The organism is Arthrobacter sp. CC3 (assembly GCF_039907775.1).
In the GTDB taxonomy this organism is placed as follows: domain Bacteria; phylum Actinomycetota; class Actinomycetes; order Actinomycetales; family Micrococcaceae; genus Arthrobacter.
In genome coordinates, this window is record NZ_JARCCY010000002.1 from 147,662 (window position 1) to 166,960 (window position 19,299).

11 protein-coding genes are annotated in these 19,299 nt (G+C 64.9%); 9 read left to right on the forward strand and 2 right to left on the reverse strand.

Features of this window, described 5'->3' with window-relative positions:
* Positions 1-33: 33 nt before the first annotated feature.
* From PV761_RS00705 to PV761_RS00730, 6 genes are all read left to right on the forward strand, one after another.
* Entirely contained in the window at positions 34-2,712 is a 2,679-nt protein-coding gene (locus PV761_RS00705) for a LuxR C-terminal-related transcriptional regulator (protein ID WP_347893551.1), read from the forward strand.
* The gene (locus PV761_RS00710; RefSeq protein ID WP_347893553.1) at positions 2,709-5,408 is read left to right on the forward strand and encodes a LuxR C-terminal-related transcriptional regulator; all 2,700 of its coding nucleotides are present in this window, start codon (positions 2,709-2,711) and stop codon (positions 5,406-5,408) included. The genes PV761_RS00705 and PV761_RS00710 overlap by 4 nt, the downstream gene beginning before the upstream one ends.
* A 550-nt stretch (positions 5,409-5,958) precedes the next feature.
* The gene (locus PV761_RS00715; RefSeq protein ID WP_347893555.1) at positions 5,959-7,392 is read left to right on the forward strand and encodes a nucleotide sugar dehydrogenase; all 1,434 of its coding nucleotides are present in this window, start codon (positions 5,959-5,961) and stop codon (positions 7,390-7,392) included.
* A 53-nt stretch (positions 7,393-7,445) separates the two neighbouring features.
* Positions 7,446-8,453, forward strand: a complete 1,008-nt coding sequence (locus PV761_RS00720) for a GDP-mannose 4,6-dehydratase (protein ID WP_347893557.1) — start codon at positions 7,446-7,448, stop codon at positions 8,451-8,453.
* Between the two features lie 80 nt (positions 8,454-8,533).
* Positions 8,534-10,507, forward strand: coding sequence for an S-layer homology domain-containing protein (locus PV761_RS00725; RefSeq protein ID WP_347893559.1), 1,974 nt, complete (start codon positions 8,534-8,536; stop codon positions 10,505-10,507).
* A gap of 140 nt (positions 10,508-10,647) precedes the next feature.
* Entirely contained in the window at positions 10,648-11,412 is a 765-nt protein-coding gene (locus PV761_RS00730) for a hypothetical protein (protein ID WP_347893561.1), read from the forward strand.
* A gap of 9 nt (positions 11,413-11,421) precedes the next feature.
* Here PV761_RS00730 and PV761_RS00735 read toward each other — a convergent pair whose 3' ends face one another.
* Entirely contained in the window at positions 11,422-12,603 is a 1,182-nt protein-coding gene (locus PV761_RS00735; protein ID WP_347893563.1) for a chitinase, read from the reverse strand.
* Between the two features lie 591 nt (positions 12,604-13,194).
* Between PV761_RS00735 and PV761_RS00740 the strand changes: the two genes are divergently transcribed.
* From PV761_RS00740 to PV761_RS00750, 3 genes are all read left to right on the forward strand, one after another.
* Complete coding sequence (locus PV761_RS00740) at positions 13,195-14,643, forward strand: polysaccharide deacetylase family protein (RefSeq protein ID WP_347893565.1); 1,449 nt, start codon at positions 13,195-13,197, stop codon at positions 14,641-14,643.
* Between the two features lie 134 nt (positions 14,644-14,777).
* Positions 14,778-16,598: a polysaccharide deacetylase family protein gene (locus PV761_RS00745; protein ID WP_347893567.1), complete on the forward strand. Its 1,821-nt coding sequence runs from the start codon at positions 14,778-14,780 to the stop codon at positions 16,596-16,598.
* Positions 16,595-18,040, forward strand: a complete 1,446-nt coding sequence (locus PV761_RS00750) for a glycosyltransferase (protein WP_347893569.1) — start codon at positions 16,595-16,597, stop codon at positions 18,038-18,040. Before PV761_RS00745 ends, PV761_RS00750 begins: the two co-directional genes overlap by 4 nt.
* Before the next feature lie 98 nt (positions 18,041-18,138).
* Here PV761_RS00750 and PV761_RS00755 read toward each other — a convergent pair whose 3' ends face one another.
* A complete protein-coding gene (locus PV761_RS00755) occupies positions 18,139-19,185 on the reverse strand; it encodes a hypothetical protein (protein WP_347893571.1) in 1,047 nt (348 codons plus the stop codon).
* Between the last annotated feature and the right edge of the window lie 114 nt (positions 19,186-19,299).

A 19,299-nucleotide genomic window follows, 5' to 3' on the forward strand; every position in this document is an offset into this window, starting at 1 on the left:
GTGGCCAGTTCACACGCCACCAGGTCCGCCGGAATGTCACGGGGCGCCGCATGGCCATTGATCGGTCGCAAGCAGGCGGTCAGCGATATTACCCGCGCCCTGGCGGAGTCGGCAGGGGGAGTGCTGGTGACCGGAACCTCGGGCACCGGAAAGACGTTCCTGACCACCCACGCACTCAAGCAGTTCCGTGACGATTCCCTGGTTGTGACACTACGGTGCAGTGCCGCGCTGTCCCGTTCGCCGTACGGCGCCCTCAACATGTTGCTGAGCGACCTGGAGCCGGGATACCTCAACCACCCGGTGCTGGTGTTGTCCGGTCTGATGCGGCTCCTGCGGGAGCGGGCCATGGGAAAGACCGTTTACCTCTTTGTCGACAACGCCGGCGAGGCTGACGAACTGACGGCCGTGACAATCGCCCAGCTCGCCCGAAACCGCGCAGTGCGCCTGGTCCTGACCTGCTCTGATCCGTTGCGGCTGTCGGCAGAGATTTCGGGACTGTGCGACGGCGGGTTCCTGACCAGGGTGAACCTCGAACCACTGTCCTTCCGGGAAGCGGTCAGCTGGCTTGAAGAAGGCCTCAGTGCCAAGGTGTCACACTCTGCCGTCCAATCGCTCTGGGCAGCCAGTGATGGCAACCCGCACTACCTCAAGATGCTGGCAATGGAGCTGGCTGACTCCGGTTCGCTGGTGGTCCGGGACGGGGTGTGGGTCCTGACGGCCGATCACCGGGTCCATGGACGGGCCATTACCGACCTGATCGCCACGCGGCTGGGGCGGATGGGCGAGGCTGACCGGCGGATCCTGGAAATCCTCTCGCTGGCGGAGACCCTGCCACTGGACACACTGCTGACGCTCGTGGCTGCCGACGACGTGGACGCCCTTGAGGAGCGCGGGGTCCTGGCGGTCGAGGACTCACTGCCCCGCCGGGTCAGGATCCAGAGCCAGCTGGTGGCAGATGTGGTCCGCGAGAATGTTCCGCCCGGCCGGAGCAACGAGCTCCGCGAAATGGTCCTCCTGGCCGCCGCCCCCTCCTTCCGCACACCCGCCACGGAACTGCCGTTCGCAGTCTGGGCCCTCGACTGCGGCGCCCCGTTGTCGACCGAAGAATCCCTGTCGGCCGCCAGGCTCGCCAACAGGAGGCTGGATGCCGCACTCGCGCTGCGGTTCGTCCGCTCCATCCCGGGACACGATGCGCGGGCTGAAGCGGTGACCGAAGAGGTTGCGGCGCTGATGACCCTCGGCGAAGTGGAGGAGGCCCTGGCTGTTGTTCGGCGGCATCAAAAGTTGTCGCAGGCAGAGCCTGCGCTCGCCGAATCGATCGGCATACTGCTGGCGGAGAGCTCGGTGTTCCTCGCCACCCCGGACGCCTGGCACGAGGCCCCGGCGTCCCTGGCCAAGGCCCGGAAAGTCCTTTATGACGACAGGTCCGGTCCTGCAGAGAGCATGCCGGCACCGGAGCTCAGGCGCATCAGGGAACAGCTCACGCTGGCCGAAGCTGAAGCCGCCGGCTACGCAGGAAGCTACCGGGACATGGCGGCAGACCTCACCGATTCCTTGAACAATGTCGAGTTCCACAGCCCGGAATTCAGGCTCCAGGCCGGCAGCTGGATGTGTGAAGCGTGGGCCGTGACGGGACGCCAGTCGGATGCCGCCGAGCTCGCCGAACAGCTGAAGTTGCAGTGCCTGCGGCCGGAGATTCCTGTGGCCATCGCTCAGTCGGTGATCTCAAGGCTCCGCTTTGCGTACCTGGTGGCCGGCAGGTGGGATGAGGCGACCGAGACTCTGCCAACGGAGGACTGGCTCCCGTCATCCGTTATCTACCGGCGGTTCAGTGCCACTGAAATACCGGAAGCGATCTGCGCCTGCATGCAGGGCCGTGGACGCGACGGACTCGATCTGCTCGTTCCCGGCATCAGCCAGTTGCGCATCCAGGACAGCGACGGCATCCTGCCGCTGGCCTGTGCCGCGGCGGCCTACGCTTCCGCGCTGCAGGGCGAACGGGAAGCGGCGCTCGCCTATCTTGCGGAGACGGAATCCGCTTCCAGGCGGAAGACCTGGAAGGTGTCCCGGGCAGAAGGCTATTTCACGGCCCTTGCCCGGGCGGAACTGGACGGCTCGCGGACAGGAATTGAACAGTTGCTCCGGATGGCGGAGGATGACCGTGCCGCCGGCAACGTCGGTCATGAGCTGCTGTGCCTGAGCTCGGCTGTCAGGCTGGGGGAATCCGATGCGGCGCCGAGACTGCTGGATAGTGCAGGCGAAAGCCAGGGACCCTTCGCGGAACTGTGTGCACATTACGCCCGGGGGGTCATGACCCGTGAAGCCGACAATCTCATGGCAGCCGCAAACCTCGCGGCCAGAATGCACAATGACAGGTTCGCCCTGGACATTGCCGAGTCAATCCTGAACCTGGAGCAGGCGCACCTCGAAAGGAGCCTGGTCCGGCAGGCCAAGCACCTGGCGGAAACGTGCCGCCGGCGGTTGCGGACGCCACAGGACGGCACCCACGACAGGCTCACCCTGACCGCCCGTGAACTCCAAATAGCGCAGCTGGCCGCCGCCGGGGCGAGTAATAGGAGCATCGCGGCCCAACTGCACGTGTCAGTACGGACAGTGGAGGGACACCTCTACCAGATTTACGGCAAGCTAAAAATCGAAGAGCGTTTGGAGCTTCCGGTAGCCCTTGGCAGTACAGGAGATGAGCAGTCATGACTGAAACCACCATCACGGCAGAACGGCTGATTGGGCGATTCGGCATGGTTGCGTCGGTAGTCGACTGCCTCCTCGACGCCAACGGCCCCGGCGCGCTTATCCTGGGGGACGCCGGCATCGGCAAGACCGCCCTGATCAACGAAGTTGTCTTTGAGCTTGGCAGCCGGATCAGGCCCTTCTACGTGTACGCGGGTCCTTCGCTTTCCGAGGTTCCGTACGCGGCCCTTGCACCCTTGCTGACGGCTTTGACTCCCGGACAGACAGACCAGCCGCGCGCAGTGCTGAAGGCGTTGGTAACGGAACTCAGTCCGGAGAGCCTGCGGGACCAGTCGCAGGCCGTGCTGGTGGTCGAGGACGCCCAGCATCTGGACGACAGCAGTGCAGCGGTCATTGCACAGCTGGCCGCTGCAGAGGCCGCCAGGGTGGTTTTGCTCTGCCGCCCGCATCCTTCGGCGCCGCCGGAAGTGCTGTCGATGTGGTCGGAAGGGCTGGTGGACCGTTTCGAACTGCAGCCGCTGACCAAGGAAGAAGTGGACGAGTTGTGCACGCGCGTGCTTGGCTCGCCCCTCGTCCCCAGCGCCAGCGCTGTCTTGTTCAGGTCATCCGGCGGAAACCCGATGTTCCTGCTGGAACTGATAGCCCATGCCAAGTCCCGCGGCCACCTGCTCCAGCGAAATGACACCTGGGTGCTCCTCGGCGAGCCCGGAGCGGCCACCGTCCGGCTGATGGACCTGGTCCGGAACCAGATCATGCAGCTGAACCCCGAACAGCGCCAGGCCCTGGAATCGGTGGCGCTGGCAGAGGCGATCCCGCTCAGCGTCCTGCAGCGTGCCAGCGACAGCCACGCCGTCGATGAACTCAAGGAACTCCAGTTCATCGTGATCTCGGCGGACGCCGCCCGGCACGTCCGCCTCGCGCAGCCGCTGATCGGCGAAGTGATCAGGCAGCTGGTGCCCACTGCCCGCAGCGTGACCATCCGACGGCGGATTGTCGACCTTCTGGACTCCCGCCCCGAGACCCTGGACGGCAGGCTCCGGCACGTCACCTGGGCGCTGGAGTCCGGGGCAACCGTCCCGGACGCCGACATCCTAGAGGCCGCCCAGCTGGCGAACAGGCTCTTCATTCCCGACTACGTGGAACGGGTCGTGGGGGCGATCCGGGAGCCGTCCCTCAGACTCGCGGCACAAGTGGAGCTGGCCCGCGCCAAACTCTACGGGCGCGATCCCGTCGGAGCCGGCCTGTGCCTCGAGGGCGTGGTGGAACAAGCCACCGACCTGCGCACCGTCCGGCAGGCGTCCATGCTGGCGGCCCAGCTTGCAGCCGGCAAGCGCAACGGGCCGGAGGCCGTGCTGCGGGCAGCCGACGCGTGGGCGGAAGCCGTCTCCAGGCTGGAAGACGCCACCCCGGGGTTCGACACGACGGAGCTGGCCACCGCCCGTCTGGGTAGCAGGCTCCTTGCCCTAGAGGGCTACCAGGCAGCAGGACGCCATGTCGAAGCGGAGCCGGAACTCCAGGAAATCTGGGAATCCACGGACGACGACGAGTCCCGGCTTCTGGCCGGAACGCTGCTGGCAGAGTCGCTGGCACTGACAGGACGCGCCGTATCTGCACTGCAGATTGTGATGGACGTCGAGGACATCCTCGCCGCCAGCGGGGACCGGCGGCTTGAGTACGCCGAGTTCGTGATGAGACGCTACCTGCTGGCGCTGCTCCATGCCGGTGAACTCGACGTCCTCGACGACTATCTGCAAAACCATATCGCCCAGGCGTCGAACTCCCTGATCTACTTTGGCGGCATGCTGCACCTCGCGGCGGGCACGGCCGACCTCCGGCGGGGCACCATCGGGGCCGCACTGCCGAAGCTGAGCCAGGCCGCCGAGGTGCTGCGCCTCTCCGACGCCGGCGGCGATTTGCCCGATGCGCTCGCGGCCACCGCATACGCCGCTTCCATCCTGAACCGGACGGACACGGCCACTGCCAACGCGAACGCCTACGACGCGCTGCTCTCAGACCATCGCCATGCCTCACTGCTGGGGCAGGCCTACACCGTAGCGGCGCGGGCCGAACGGGTCGGCGTCCAGGCAGCCGTGTCAAAGCTGATCGCCCTCGCCGATGCTGCAGCGACCTCCGGATTCCTCAGCTACGAAGTGGAAATCCTCTCGCTGGTGCTACGGCTCGGGGACCTGTCCATTATGCCGCGGCTGGCTGCGGCGGCCGAGGGCTGTGAAGGGCGGAGCGCGGAGTTCCTGGCCGCGTATTGCCGTGCCCTGGCGGCCAAGGACGTCAACCGCCTCGTGGAAATGAGCGATGCGGCAGCGCGGGACGGCCTGGACCTGGCGGCCGCGGAGTGCGCCGCCCACGCCTTGCGGATCCTTGAGACCCGAGGCGACAAACCACGGCAGTTCGAGGCCCAGAAACTAGTCAAACAGCGGAATGCGGCACTCAACAAAGCGGGTGCTTCGGCGGCCGAAATCCCGCCGGACCTGCACAAGCTGACCCGGCGCGAGCAGGAAATCGCGGCCCTGGTCCAGGCGGGAGCGAGCAACCGGGAAATCGCGCTCCAGCTGGGGCTGTCATTGCGGACGGTGGAAGGCCATCTCTACCGGATGTTCGCGAAACTCGGCATCAGCCACCGTGAGGATCTGGCTTGCGTGGCCTACGGTGCCCGCCACGCCAGCCTGCCCGGACCGGCCTAGGGCCATTTCCAGGGCCACTCCAAGGACCTTGCCTAGGACCCTGCCTTGGGCCGTGCCCTCCCGGACTGAATAGCGCCATCGAACGGTAGTCAGGCCTCCGGCTACCCGCCGGAAGATAGCCCGCGCCCCTACACCGGAGCCGCCACCGCGTTCGCACCGCCCTCAAACGAGTATTGATGCGAGTGGTGGGGGCGGACCGGGCGGGTACCACCCCATTCCCCTCAGTGATGCACCCGCAAAGACGGGTAGAGCCCACTCGCGCCCCGGCAGGGGGTTGGTTAATACGCTGTAGCTTGTTGGGCCGCAGGTATCTATTGGGGAAAGTAGTGGGTCTCTAAATGCATCAATCAGCTGACAACTGGCCTTCGGAATTTCATGTGGCAATCCACCTGGAAGACTCCTCCAGGGCGACCAGCATCCCGCCGAATGCGGGCACCCTATTCGAGCCGGCGACGATCCGGGCAGCGTCCTCTGAGACCGGGATCTGCCACCGGATGTCGCCGGCTTTCACACAAACGGGACAAATCGAATACCGGGAGGTCGGTTTAGCATGACACCGAACACCAAACTAAAGGCTCACAAGGCCCCGCTGACCCGGGCCGAACTTCCACCGCTGCTCGAGGATTCCCGGGAATGGCCGGAGAACGGGACAGGGGTGCCCGAACTGGCGCCCGAGGCCATGGAATCAGCCACAGCGGCGGACGATGCTGCGGCCCAGGATCACACGTTCACGTTCGACGTCGCGATAGTTGGGCTCGGGTACGTTGGCCTGCCGACGGCGCTGGCCATCAACGCCTCCGGACGGCGCGTCCTGGGACTTGACGTGTCGGAGAACAGGCTGGCTGTCATCCGGTCCCGGCAGGCAGACCTGCTGGACTCCGACAAGGTCCGGCTGGGCAACGCCCTGGAGGATCCGTCGTTCATGATCAGCACGGACCTGTCCCTGCTGGCACGGGCGGCGGCAGTGGTGGTCTGTGTCCCCACACCGGTGGATCCGTACCTGGTGCCGGACCTTGGCATCCTGCGGGCGGCGTGCGCCTCCGTGGTGGAATTTGCGGTACCGGGCCAGTTGCTGATGTTGACGTCCACCACGTATGTGGGCTCCACCCGGGATCTCCTGGCAGTGCCTCTGGCCGCCAAGGGCCTGATCCCCGGCACGGACGTGTTCGTGGCCTTCTCGCCGGAGCGGATCAATCCGGGAGTGGACGCCTTCTCGCATGAGGACGTCCCCCGGGTGGTAGGCGGAGTAACGCCAGCTTGCGGCGAAGCCGCTTCGGAACTGCTCCAGGCGAGCACCAAGCTGGTGCACGTTGTGCCGTCCGCAGACGTTGCCGAGATGACCAAACTCGTCGAAAACACCTTCCGTGCCGTGAACATCGCGCTGGCCAATGAGTTCGCGGACATTTGCCACGAGCTGGGCATGGAGGTCATGGACGTGATTGACGCGGCCTCGACGAAGCCATACGGCTTTATGCCGTTCACCCCCGGCCCGGGCGTCGGCGGCCACTGCATTCCCTGCGATCCGCACTACCTGTTGTGGCAGCTCAGGAAGGCAAGGGTCACGGCGCCGGTCATCGAGCACGCCATGGCGGGCATCGCCGGAAGGCCCCACCAGGTGGTGGAGAAGGCCCGCCGCATCCTCTCGGACCGGAACCACGGAATCAGCGGAGCACGTGTGCTGGTTCTCGGCGTGGCGTACAAACCGGACGTCGAGGACCTCCGCGAATCGCCGGCTTTGGAAATCATCGCCGCAATGGTCGCCCACGGCGCTGTCGTGGCCTACCACGATCCGTGGTGCCCCACGGCTCCCGACGGCCAGGGAAGTGCCCTGGAATCGCTGGAGGATCCCTCGGGCTGGGACGCAGACCTGGTCATCCTTCACACAAGGCACTCGGCAATGGACATCGGGTGGCTGCGCGACGCGCCGGCCGTCCTCGACACTACCTACCGGCTTCCGGCCGGAACCAACGTCACGAGGTTGTGAATTCAGGTTGTGATTCCAGCGGCCCCGCTGGGCTTCAAAAGAAAGTAGGAGAAGTGAAAACAGCAATCACCGGCGGAGCCGGCTTCATCGGGAGCCATCTCGTGGAGCATCTCCTCGCGGCCGGAGACACAGTCACCGTACTGGATGACCTCTCGACCGGTCGCTTGGAGAACCTCCGGACGGTGATTGGCCACCGGAACTTCCACTTCGTGGAGGGCACCATCCTGGACCGCGCGGCGGTGGACAAAGTGGTGGCCGGTGCCGACCGGGTGTTCCACCTGGCGGCAGCAGTCGGCGTCAACCTCATCGTGGAGCATCCCCTGGAGAGCCTGCGCACCAACATCCACGGCACGGAAGTGGTCTTGGACGCCGTCCTGGAGTCCGGTGCCACGCTGCTTCTGGCGTCTACGAGTGAGATCTACGGAAAGAACACTTCGGACAGCCTGTCCGAGGAGTCGGACCGGATCCTTGGCTCAGCGCTCAAGTCCCGGTGGACCTACGCGGCGGCAAAGGGGATCGACGAGGCATTCGCGCACGCTTACTGGCGGCAATTCGGCCTTCCGGTTGCCATCGTCCGGCTGTTCAACACAGTGGGTCCGCGGCAGACCGGCCGCTACGGAATGGTGGTGCCGCGCCTGGTCAAGCAGGCGTTGGCCGGCGAGCCGTTGACGGTTTACGGAGACGGACACCAGACGCGGTGCTTCTCCTACGTCGGCGACATCGTCCCGGCCATCACCAAAATCTCGGAGGAAGAGTCCGCCTACGGCAACGCGTACAACCTCGGCGGCAGCTACGAGATCTCGATTTTGACCCTCGCACAGCGAGTTGTGGAGCTGCTCGGCAGTGAAAGCCCCATCACCCTGGTGCCCTACGAACAGGCCTACGCGGAGGGGTATGAGGATATGCGCCGCCGAGTACCAAACAACAGCAAAGCGAAAGATCTGGTGGGCTTCGACCCCAAAACCACGCTGGACCAGATCATCCAGAACGTGGCGGCCGATCACCGCCCGGTGAAAGCACCTGATCCGCTCGGGTGGAAAGTCACGATGGCGGCCAGCTAGCCGTCCGTGAGGTGCCGCGCCGGACGGGGGGCGGCAACCGTCAAAAGTTATGTGCACCTTCGACGAAAGAGTTGAGTTCCATGACGCTTCTGCATCGCTCTACTGCGGCCTCAGAGCCCAGGCACCGGGCCGAGAGGCCTCCCGGCCAGCGAAAGGCCCGCTGGCTGGCCGCCTCCACAACGGTGGCCCTCGCCGCCTCGTTGCTGGGGCTGACTGCCCCGGCCGCCAACGCTGTTGGCGAAACCGTCGTCACGCTGACGTTCGACGACGCCAACGCCGATCAGGTTGCCGCCGCGGACAAGCTGGTTTCCGCGGGCATGCGCGGAACATTCTTCCTGCCGTCCGGCTACATGAACCAAACGAACTACATCACGACGGCACAGGCCCAGGCCCTGCAGGCCGCCGGACATGAGATCGGCGGGCACACCGTGACCCACGCCGATTTGGCGGCTGTGGGACCTGAGGAGTTGTCGCGCCAGCTCTGCAATGACAGGGCCACGCTGACGGGCTACGGGCTGGATATCCAAAATTTCGCGTATCCGTTTGCCTCGGCCAACGCGGGCGCAGAGGCCGCCGCTGCTGCCTGCGGCTACAACAGCGCCCGGGGCTTGGGTGACATCCGGAGCAAGGTTGTGGGGTCGGAGACCTTCCCTTTTGCTGAATCCCTGACGCCTGCGAATCTCTTCTTCACCGGGGCGCCCGACCAACTGGACGAAACGTGGACATTGGCGGATATTCAGTCCTTGGTCACCCAGGCCCAGGCCAACGGTGGGGGCTGGGTCCAGCTGACGTTCCACCACGTCGGTACCGGCATCCTCATTGGTTCACCTGTCAAGGATCCGCTGACCGTCAGCACGGACACGTTCAACCAGTTTGTGGACTGGCTGGCAAACCAGAGGGACACCAACACCACCAATCCGGTTCTTGTGAAGACAGTCAAGGAGGTCATTGGAGGCACCACGAAAGCGCTGGCACCCACCGTTTTGCCGCCGGCGCCCCAGACCACGGGCAACCTGATCAAGAACCCCAGTCTTGAGACCGCGGGCTTGAACGGATCCCTGATCCCGCGGTGCTGGCAAGCGGGCGGCTTCGGCAACAACACCCGGACTTTTACCAGTGTGACGCCGGGCCATGCCGGCACAGCCACCGCGGCCCAGCAGTTGGTGATTTCGGCCTACACCGACGGCGATGGCAAGTTGCTGCCACAGCTGGACACGGGCGAGTGCGCTCCCAGCGCAACGCCCGGCCGCACCTACTTGGCCAAGGCCTGGTACAAGTCGACCGGCGGGAATTCCCAATTCTCACTGCACTACCGGACGGCCGCCGGCTCGTGGGCCTATTGGACCTCCGGGCCGCAGTATTTGCCCACCGCCGATGTATGGACGCAGGTCACCTACACGACGCCGGCTGTCCCTGCCGGTGCCACCGGCATCAGCCTCGGCCTGAACCTGATCGGCAACGGGACACTGGTTTCGGACGACTATGAGCTGTACGACACGGCTAGCATTAAGACGTTCAGCGACGTTGCCGCCACCAACCAGTTCTACAACGAGATCAGCTGGCTCTCCAACAACCTGATCACCCAGGGTTACGCGGATGGCACGTTCCGGCCGGGGGCGTCGATCAACCGGGACGCGATGGCAGCGTTCCTGTACCGGTTGGCGGGCAGTCCCGCAGTGCCGGCCAACGCTCCGACATTCACTGACGTGGCCCCCAGCAACCAGTTCTACAACGAAATCCGTTGGCTGGCGGCCCAGGGCATCACCACGGGCTACACGGACGGAACCTACCGGCCACTGGATCCTGTAAACCGTGACGCGATGGCGGCATTCCTCTACCGCTACAACGGCAAGCCCGCCGTACCAACTACCGCCCCGACGTTCCCTGACGTCACCACCGGCAACCAGTTCTACAACGAGATCCGTTGGCTGGCAGCGACGGCGATCACCACGGGGTACCCGGATGGTACGTTCCGGCCGGTCCAGCCGATCGGCAGGGACGCCATGGCAGCGTTTGTCTACCGCTACAACCTGAACTTCCCGAAGGGAATGTAGCCAGGTCCAGCACCGGTTGGACACTACGGGCGGCCGCGCAGCCGGGGAATCCCCCGGGACGTGCGGCCGCCCTCGCCGCGGTACTTGTACCGCAGGACTTTCTTACCGCAGGCTGAAGTTCATCGATTCGGGGGACCAGAGTGAAGGAACCAGGCTCCAAGAGCCGCCGCCGCATCCGCGGCGGTGCAGCCGCCGTGCTGCTGGCCATGGTGGCCACGGCGTGCACGCCTCCGGAGTCGGAGCAACGGTCGCAGGGGAAGTACCCCTGGCACACGAACATTGTGGCCACCACCTTCTGGGTGGGCGAAGTCTTTGACCCGAATGCCGCGGATGGCAGTCAGGTCTTCTCCACCTATGATTCGAAGTGGATGGACAGTTACGGCGGTTGTGACGGCCGGCTCACGTCCGACGGCTGTGAGACCGAGCCACGGTCAGGTTCCAACGGCTATGCGCCTGCCAACATGAAGCCGAAAGAGAACCCCTTCTACCTCGACCTGCCATATGACGACATCAACAATGCTGCCGCCTTCCGGGAGCGGGCAACAGTCATCCCCTGGGCCAACGACGAAGGCTACAAAGGTCAGTCGGCCAACCGCTCCTTCAGCTATATGAAGAACCGCTGGGTCAAGATCCGCAAGGACGGCAGGGAGTGCTACGGCCAGATCCAGGATGCCGGCCCGGGGGAGTACCAGGACAAGGAGTACGTCTTTGGTGCCAACGATGCGCGGCCGGCCAACAAGAAGTTCAACGGCGCCGGAATGGATGTTTCGCCCGCCCTCAACGGCTGCCTCGGCTTCAGCAGCCTCAACGGGGAAACGGACAAAGTGGATTGGCAGTTCGTGGATGGGCAGGATGTTCCGCCGGGTCCCTGGCTGGACGTCGTCACAACCAGCCAGGTGAAGTAGGGGCCACGCTCAATCCATCCTGCCAGGGAGTCCTGATCCCAGAAGGTCCGAGAACCTGTTGGTTCCTTGGTCTACGCCGCTGCAGGTAAAGCTGGCGTTTTCCCCCTGCTCACTGGAAGGGCAGGTCGCGTCGCGGTTCAGGGACCACATCGACAGGCGCTGGATGTCCAACCCTACGGCGTAGTCTTTCAGGCCGCGGGCAGCGTCCAGCCCGAAGATCTCGCCCGGCAGGTCGTTGCGGCCGATCATGGGGGTCAGCCCGATCTTCTTCCAAAGCTGTTCGCGGCTGAGGTTGATCCCGGCCCTCTGGTACACGATGCCCAGCTGGTCATGCGTCGCCTCCGCCGCTGCCTTGGCGGCGTCGAGCATGCCTTGCGAACTGCTCCGGCTGGCGCCGTAGTTCATGGTCATGATGTTTACGCCTGCCACTTTTACGCCGGCCTGGAGCATCTGTTCGACGGCTGCGATGCCGGCGTCGGTGAGTCCACGCGGCGACGCCGGGAGAGTCAGCCAGACAGGGAGCTCCTTACCGGACGAATTGCGGTCCCCCTGCAGCGCGGCCACCGCACGGGCCCTGCGTTCGCCGCCGGCCTGGTCCAGCAGGTCCGCGCCTTCCAGGTCGAAGTCGATGAAGGCAGGCTCGTAGCGCTCGATGACGTCCCGGTATGCGGTGCGGAGTTTTCCTTCGTCCCGGCATGTCGTGGCCAGTTCACTGTTCCGGGCCCCGCCAAAGGACACGGCCGCCGATCCGCCGCGGGAGCGAAGATCGGAAATCCGCTTCTCCAGGCCCAGGGCGGTGTTTGCCTCTTCGAGGCCGTAGGCGGGGCCCCAGCTGGCCACGCAAAGGTCCTGTGGGGAAGCGACCAGAAACGCCAGCACAACGTCCCTGGTGCCCGGCGTGGCACCCTCCTCGAAAGCGTAGGGCGGCGAGACCGTGACGTCGACGTACCCCGCGAACCAGGTGGGTTGCGCGGCGCCTGTGGCAAGGCTGGAACGCCAGGCCCAAAAAAAGATGACGCTGGCGAGGATGGTGGCTATGCCCAGTCCTGCCATAAGCGGTGATGAGGGCTGACGCAGCTGCAACCGTGGGCGGGCACGGGATCCACCGGCAAGCGGCGTCGCAACCGGCTGCGACGCCGGCTCCTTTTCGGCCTTGGCGGCCGGACCCGAGCCTCGGCTGATGGCTGACATCCGGTTCCCACGCCCCCCTCTGGTTTACTTAGTCACCATTTCACCACGCCACCCCTGCTGGTGGCTCCTATGCGCCTGCCACTTCGGGTGTCTTCGGGTACGCAACGAGTACCGCACCGGGTAGCGGGCGAGTGGCGCCGGGCCCAGCCGGCCCCTGACAAAGGTAAAGACGGGTAGGCACCACTCGTGCCGCAGGCCTCGCGGCTTAATAGGCTTTGGGTGTCGGATAGATACAGAGTTCCGGGGGAGAATCGGGTCTCAAAATGGGAATGGACGCACCTTTGCGGGCGAATGCACGCGACCATACCCCTGAACTGCAATCCGTGACAGCCATGGCGGCAGGAATGCCCGGGCCAGCGGAAACCGCCGGTGAAACCTCTCCCAATTCTGCCGACGCAGCTGCCGCGAGGCAGCCAGCCCTGGCGCGCAGGCCCGGGGCCCATGAACGGGGGTCGGTGGCGAACAAGCCTTTGAGACCAAGGCTTCCCCCCAGTCGTCACCGACCCCTTCAAGGTGTCAATCCATGAAACATTGCGGCCTGGGGGATCCTCTTGCGGCCGGGCGATACGGATGTAAAAGGGGATATCTGTCATGAGCGAAAGATATGAACTGCCGGGGGAGCAGGGCGGTCCGCCCGGTTCCGGATTGACCAGGCAGCGGAAACGGACAACGCTCTGGGCAGTTTCGTGGCTCGCAGGGCTGGCACTCCTGACCGGGTCCGCCGCCCTGGCGCCAAAGGGCGGTCCGGCACCGGCCACGGACGCGCAGGGACCCCTGAAGAATTTTGCGGCGCCCGTGGATTCCAGCCTGGCGCTGACCACGGTCACACTGACGTTCGACGGCGGCAGGGCCAGCCAGTTGGCCGCCGCCCGGACCCTTCGAAGCCAGGGATTGCGGGGGACGTTCTTCGTTAACTCCGGGTTCATGGGGGCTAAGGACTACATGACAGTGGAGGACCTGCACGCACTGGCCGCCGAAGGAAACGAGATCGGGGGCCACACCGCAACCCTCGCCGACTTGACGGCGCTTGAACCTGATGAAGCCACCCGACAGGTCTGCAACGACCGCTCCAACCTCACTGACTGGGGCTTCAAGGTCACCTCCTTTTCCTACCCGTTTGCCGCGAAGTCGCCGGAGGCGAAGGCGATGGTTGCCGGCTGCGGGTACAACAGCGCACGCAGCCAGGGCGACCTCCGCAGCCGGCTGGGCTGCGCCGACTGCGCCGTGTCTGAAACGGTGAGGCCGGCCGACCCGTTCAGCACGAGATCGACGCCGGAGGTCGGTTCCGCGTGGACGATTGCGGATCTGCAGCAGTCGGTGATGGGCGCTGAGGCCACGGGAGGGTGGCTGCAGCTGGCCTTCTACGATATCGACGACAGCGGCAGCCCGCGGTCCGTCAGCCCGGCCCTCTTCAATGACTTCGTCTCGTGGCTGGTGACCCGCACGGACGAGGGCACCACGGCCATCCGCACGGTGCACGACGTCATTGGGGGAGGGGCCAAGCCCGCTGTTCCGGGACCTCCTGCTCCGCCTGCGCCGCCCGGCACCAACGCGCTTCGCAACCCGGGGCTGGAAACAGCCGGAAAGTACGGACTGCCGGAGTGCTGGCAGGTCTCCTCCTACGGCGAGAATTCACACGTGCTGAGCGTGATGGCTCCCGGCCGCACCGGCAGTATCGCGCGGCGGCTGGACGTTACCGGGTACACCTCCGGGGACGCAAAGCTACTTCCTGTCATGGACCTGGGGGCGTGCGCGCCAAGCGTCATCCCCGGCCACAGCTACACGCTGCGGGCCTGGTACAGCTCCACGGCATCCACGCAGTTCGAGTTGTACTACCGCAACAAGGTTGGCACCTGGACCTATTGGACAGCCAGCCCATGGTTTCCCGCCAGCGCTGCCTACCGGCAGGCTGAGTGGACTGCACCACCGGTGCCGGCAGACGCCGTCGGCATCAGTTTTGGCCTGAATCTGTTCAGCGACGGGGAGCTGGCTACAGATGACTACGAGATGTACGACACGGGGGCGCCGGCCGCCCCCTAGGCCCCGCCCGTTGCCAGTGCTGAGGCTCCACGGGCTCGAAAACAAGAATCGAGTCGATTCCCATGAGGTTCAATACTCCGGGGCGAATGCCAAGGAAAATTGACGTGGGCCCTGCACCCCGCAGGATTGGAAAGTTGGCACAGACCGCCGTCACGGTCCTGGGCATCGTGGCGATTGTGGTCTCCGGTATGGCTGCGCTGGCCCTTCCCGCACAAGCAGCGGCACCAACGGTGGTGTCGTTGACGTTCGACGACGCCAACGCCAGCCAGATGGCTGCCGCCCAGATCCTGGATAACTACGGGCTTGACGGGACATTTTTCGTTCCTTCGGGAAATGTGAACAACCCCGGATTCTTGACCGTTGCGAATCTTCAAGGACTGGCCGCCAACGGGCATGAGATCGGGGGGCACACAGTGAGCCACTCCGACCTCACCACTCTGCCGTCAGACGAGGTGACCCGCCAGGCGTGCAACGACAGGGTAAATCTGACCAACTGGGGTTTCAGGGTCACGAGTTTCGCATATCCGTTTGGGGCCGACAATCCCTCGGTGCAGGCCACAGTGAAAAACTGTGGCTACAACAGTGCACGTTCGCTAGGTGATATTCAATCCCGCTTTGGCTGTTCGGGGTGCGCCTTGGCGGAGAATGTCCCCCCGGCAAATCCATTTCGCACCGCGGCTTTGGACCAAGTGGACAGCCCATGGACCCTCGCTGATTTTCAAAATAGTGTGACCAGAGCCGAAAGCGCCGGCGGGTGGGTTCAATTCACCTTTCACCACATCTCGTCCACCCCGGGGCCGCTCAACGTTAGTCCCGGGCTCTTCACTCAGTTCGTATCGTGGCTGACGACCAGACCGGCCACAACCACCGTGAGGACGGTGGATCAGGTCATCGGCGGAACCGTCAAGCCCGCAGTATCAGGTCCGGCCGTACCACCACCGCCGACGAGCGGTAACCTGGTGAGGAACCCAAGCCTCGAAACCTTGGTCAGCGGTGCGCCCCAATGCTGGCAGGCCGCTGGCTACGGCACGAATTCACGGACATTCACCACAGTGAGCCCCGGACGGACCGGGTCCGTGGCCGAGCGCCTGGTGGTGAGCGGTTATAGCGAGGGCGATGCAAAGTTGCTGCCATCCCTGGACCTCGGCGGGTGCTCTCCCGCGGCTACGCCCGGGCACACTTACGAGCTGGGCGCCTGGTACAAGTCCACTGCCAACACGCAGTTTACTCTCTACCTCCGAACCGGCCTGGGGTATTGGGCATACTGGACGTCGAGCCCATGGTTCGGGCCCGCCAGTACCTTCCAAAAGGCCAGCTGGACAACGCCCGCCCTGCCAGCGGGAGCCAGCGGCATCAGTTTCGGGCTCAACCTCTTCAGCAATGGCACGTTGACCACCGACGATTACGAGATGATAGACACGGCGTCCTCGCCGCCGCCTCCGCCACCACCGCCGGCGGGTTCCAACCTGGTGCAGAATGCCAGCCTTGAAACGGCGGGCCCGGGTTCGACGCCGCAGTGCTGGCAAACTGCGGGATTCGGTACCAACACCGCCTCTTTCAGCACCGTCTCGAGCGCCAGGACCGGGACCAAGGCAGAGCGCCTCGTGGTCAGCAACTATTCCAGCGGTGATGCCAAGCTGCTGCAATCGCTCGACGCCGGATCGTGCGCACCGTCCGCCGTTGCCGGCCGCACCTACTCGCTTCGCGCATGGTACACCTCGACGACGGTGACGCAGTTCGCCGTGTATTACCGGAACTCTGCAGGCACCTGGGTTTACTGGACGTCCAGTCCCTGGTTCGCTGCGGCAGGTTCCTACACGCAGGCCGCCTTCACCACCCCCGCGTTGCCCGCCGGGGCAACCGCAATCAGCTTCGGGCTGAACCTCTTCAGGAATGGCACGCTCGTCACGGATGACTATGCCATGTACGACACGATTGGAGCACCGTCGCTGTGATAGCCGTATACATCGTCCTCGTCCTTGGAGTCAGCACCATCTTCTGGTCGCTCGTTGGCTTGCTGCGCCTGGCCAATGAGCAGTACGTCCGGCGGGTGGCGCTGGGTCCTCCGCTGGGCGGGCGCCTGCTCCGGCTCCTGCAGCGCTGGCCGCTGGCCAACCGGCCGGGCCCCGGTGTCCACGGCGTCCACACCTTGCCTGCCCCGCGGGCACACCGCGGGCAGATCCGGCGGGAGCACGGCCGGCACCGTGCCAGGGACCCGAGGATCCTGCCGGCAAATGTTGCGGTGCTCATTGCTGCGCACAACGAGGCGCTGGTCATCCGGGAGACGATCCGGGCCGCTGCGGCGCTGGTGCCGCTCCGGAACATCCACGTGATCTCCGATATGTCCACGGACGACACGTCAGCGATTGCCCGCGCCGCCGGGGTCAAAGTACTGGATCTGGAACCGAACAGGGGGAAGGCAGGGGCGCTTGCCGCCGGCATTGCCTATTTCGAGCTGTGCCGGAAATTCAAAGTGGTGATGATGCTGGATGCGGATACCCGGCCAACCCCCGACTATCTGGACACCGGCCTGCCGCTCTTCCTGGACTCCTCCGTGGTTGCGGTGGCAGGCCGTGCCAAGTCCATCATGACGCCGCCGGCGCCCACGCTGCTAGGCCGATTCCTGGTTGCGTACCGGGAGCGGCTGTACATTGTGGTGCAGCTGCTGCTGAAATACGGGCAGGCGGCCAGGGGTGCCAACGTCGTCTCGATCGTGCCGGGCTTCGCCAGCATGTACCGGACCAGTGCCCTCGCAAAAATCAAAGTACTGGCACCGGGCCTGGTCATCGAGGACTTCAACATGACCTTTGAGATCCATGCCAAGAAACTGGGACGGATCGCGTTCCACCCGTCGGCCGCCGTTGCCTACACCCAGGATCCGGACAACCTGCAGGACTACACCAGGCAGGTGCGGCGCTGGATCCTCGGCTTCTGGCAGACAGTCCGGCGGCACCGGCTGCAGGCCGGAAAATTCTGGTTCGTGCTGGTGTTCTACTGCATCGAACTGGTCATCAGCTGCATCTTCTTCGTCTTGTTGATTCCGGTTTTCCTGCTCTCGCTGGTGGCGTCGATGCAGCTGCAGGCGTTCGGAGAAAACGGCGAATCGTTCCTATACCTGTCCGGTCTCATGCGTCCGCAGGACGTCCTGCTGGGAGTCCTGATCCCGGACCTCACGCTCACCGTCATCGCGGCCATTGCCCTTCGCCGGCCGGCCATCCTGCTGATGGCGCCGTTCTTTCCGTTCATGCGGATCCTGGACTCGGTGATCTGCCTGATGGTCCTGCCACGGGCCTATTCAGCTGCCTCATCGGGCGTGTGGGTCAGCCCGATGCGGCGTGTCCAGGGTGAAGCGCTCGAGCTGGAAGAGGCCACCGCGGGCGCGGGCGTCACGCGTTAGCCCTCACCCGTCACGCGCTAACGAAAAGCGGCGCCCCTCCCGCAGGACATTGTGTCCAGGGAAGGGGCGCCGCTGCGTTCTGCCACGTGCTGCTGTTATCAGCTCACACCGGAGGTGGTGACGACATTCAGCCACGGCCCGGCGGGGACGTCTGCGCGGTCAACGAACCGCCACGAGACGTGATCGCCGCTGCCGTCCAGTTCGGCGAAGCCGAGGCAGCCGTTCAGCGCCGGGGAAACATCCATTCCCGCGCCCTGCGTGCCATCAGCGGAGAAATCGGTGTTTGCCGGACGTGCGTCGGAGGCACCGAAAACGTAGTTCGCATCATGATATTCGGAACCGCTTGAAGGACCGGCGTCCTCGATCTGTCCGTAGCAGACGTTGCCGTTCGGTCCGGTCATCTGCACCCAGCGGTTCTTCATGTAGGAGTAACTGCCGTCGCCGCAGCGGTTAACACCGGCAGCGGCGTTGTCCGCGGCTGCCCAGGGGATGACCTGGCACCGCTGCTGGAAGGCGACGCTGTCATTGATGTCGTCGTAGGGCAGGTCGAGGTAGAACGGGTTCTCCAGCGGGGCGGGCTGGTTCTTGGGGAAGTAGCCGTTGGAGGCGTCGCGTGCTTCGGTAGCGCAGGTGAACGATGCGCCGGTGCCGGAGCTGACGCCGTCGCAGCCGCCGTAGATGCTGCCGGGGCAGCCTGAGGCTGAGGCGGGGGTGGTGCCGGCGTTGATGCCGGTGTGCTGGAAAGCCCACTGCCCGTTATACGTGGAGCAGACCTGAGATCCGTCGGCAAGGCTGGCGTTGAAGATTTCGCCGACCCAGAAAGTGGTGCTTACGACGTTGGTGTGCAAGGGGTACTTGTTAGTTGCCGGAGCGGCCGCGGGCACTGCTGCGGCCACTGCTACCGGCGCGGGAGCCGCGGCAGCAGGTTCGGGAGCGGAAACCGCAGCCGGTGCAGGTTCCTCGACGGGGGCCGCGGCCGGCGTCGTACTGGGTGAGGGTGATGCCTTCGGCTTTGCCGGCAGCGCTTGTGCGCTGGCTGACGAAGGACTGGCGGAGGCCGACGGGCCGGGCGCCGATTGGGCGGCACAGCCGGCGGTCAATACTCCGATGAGGAGGATCAACACAGCCATGGTTGGGGTGGTCATGTGTTTCATTTTTTTGGGATACATATTCTGTTGGGGACATTAACAGGGATGGCAGGTGCCCCATGAGGGCACGCCAAGTACGGGTCATGACCGCCAGATTGGCGCAGCGATGGC

Coding starts and splice junctions, on each gene's coding strand:
- PV761_RS00740 (WP_347893565.1), top strand. CDS start 13,195: ATGAGCGAAAGATATGAACTGCCGGGGGAGCAGGGCGGTCCGCCCGGT.
- PV761_RS00735 (WP_347893563.1), bottom strand. CDS start 12,603: ATGTCAGCCATCAGCCGAGGCTCGGGTCCGGCCGCCAAGGCCGAAAAG.
- PV761_RS00710 (WP_347893553.1), top strand. CDS start 2,709: ATGACTGAAACCACCATCACGGCAGAACGGCTGATTGGGCGATTCGGC.
- PV761_RS00705 (WP_347893551.1), top strand. CDS start 34: ATGTCACGGGGCGCCGCATGGCCATTGATCGGTCGCAAGCAGGCGGTC.
- PV761_RS00725 (WP_347893559.1), top strand. CDS start 8,534: ATGACGCTTCTGCATCGCTCTACTGCGGCCTCAGAGCCCAGGCACCGG.
- PV761_RS00755 (WP_347893571.1), bottom strand. CDS start 19,185: ATGACCACCCCAACCATGGCTGTGTTGATCCTCCTCATCGGAGTATTG.
- PV761_RS00715 (WP_347893555.1), top strand. CDS start 5,959: ATGACACCGAACACCAAACTAAAGGCTCACAAGGCCCCGCTGACCCGG.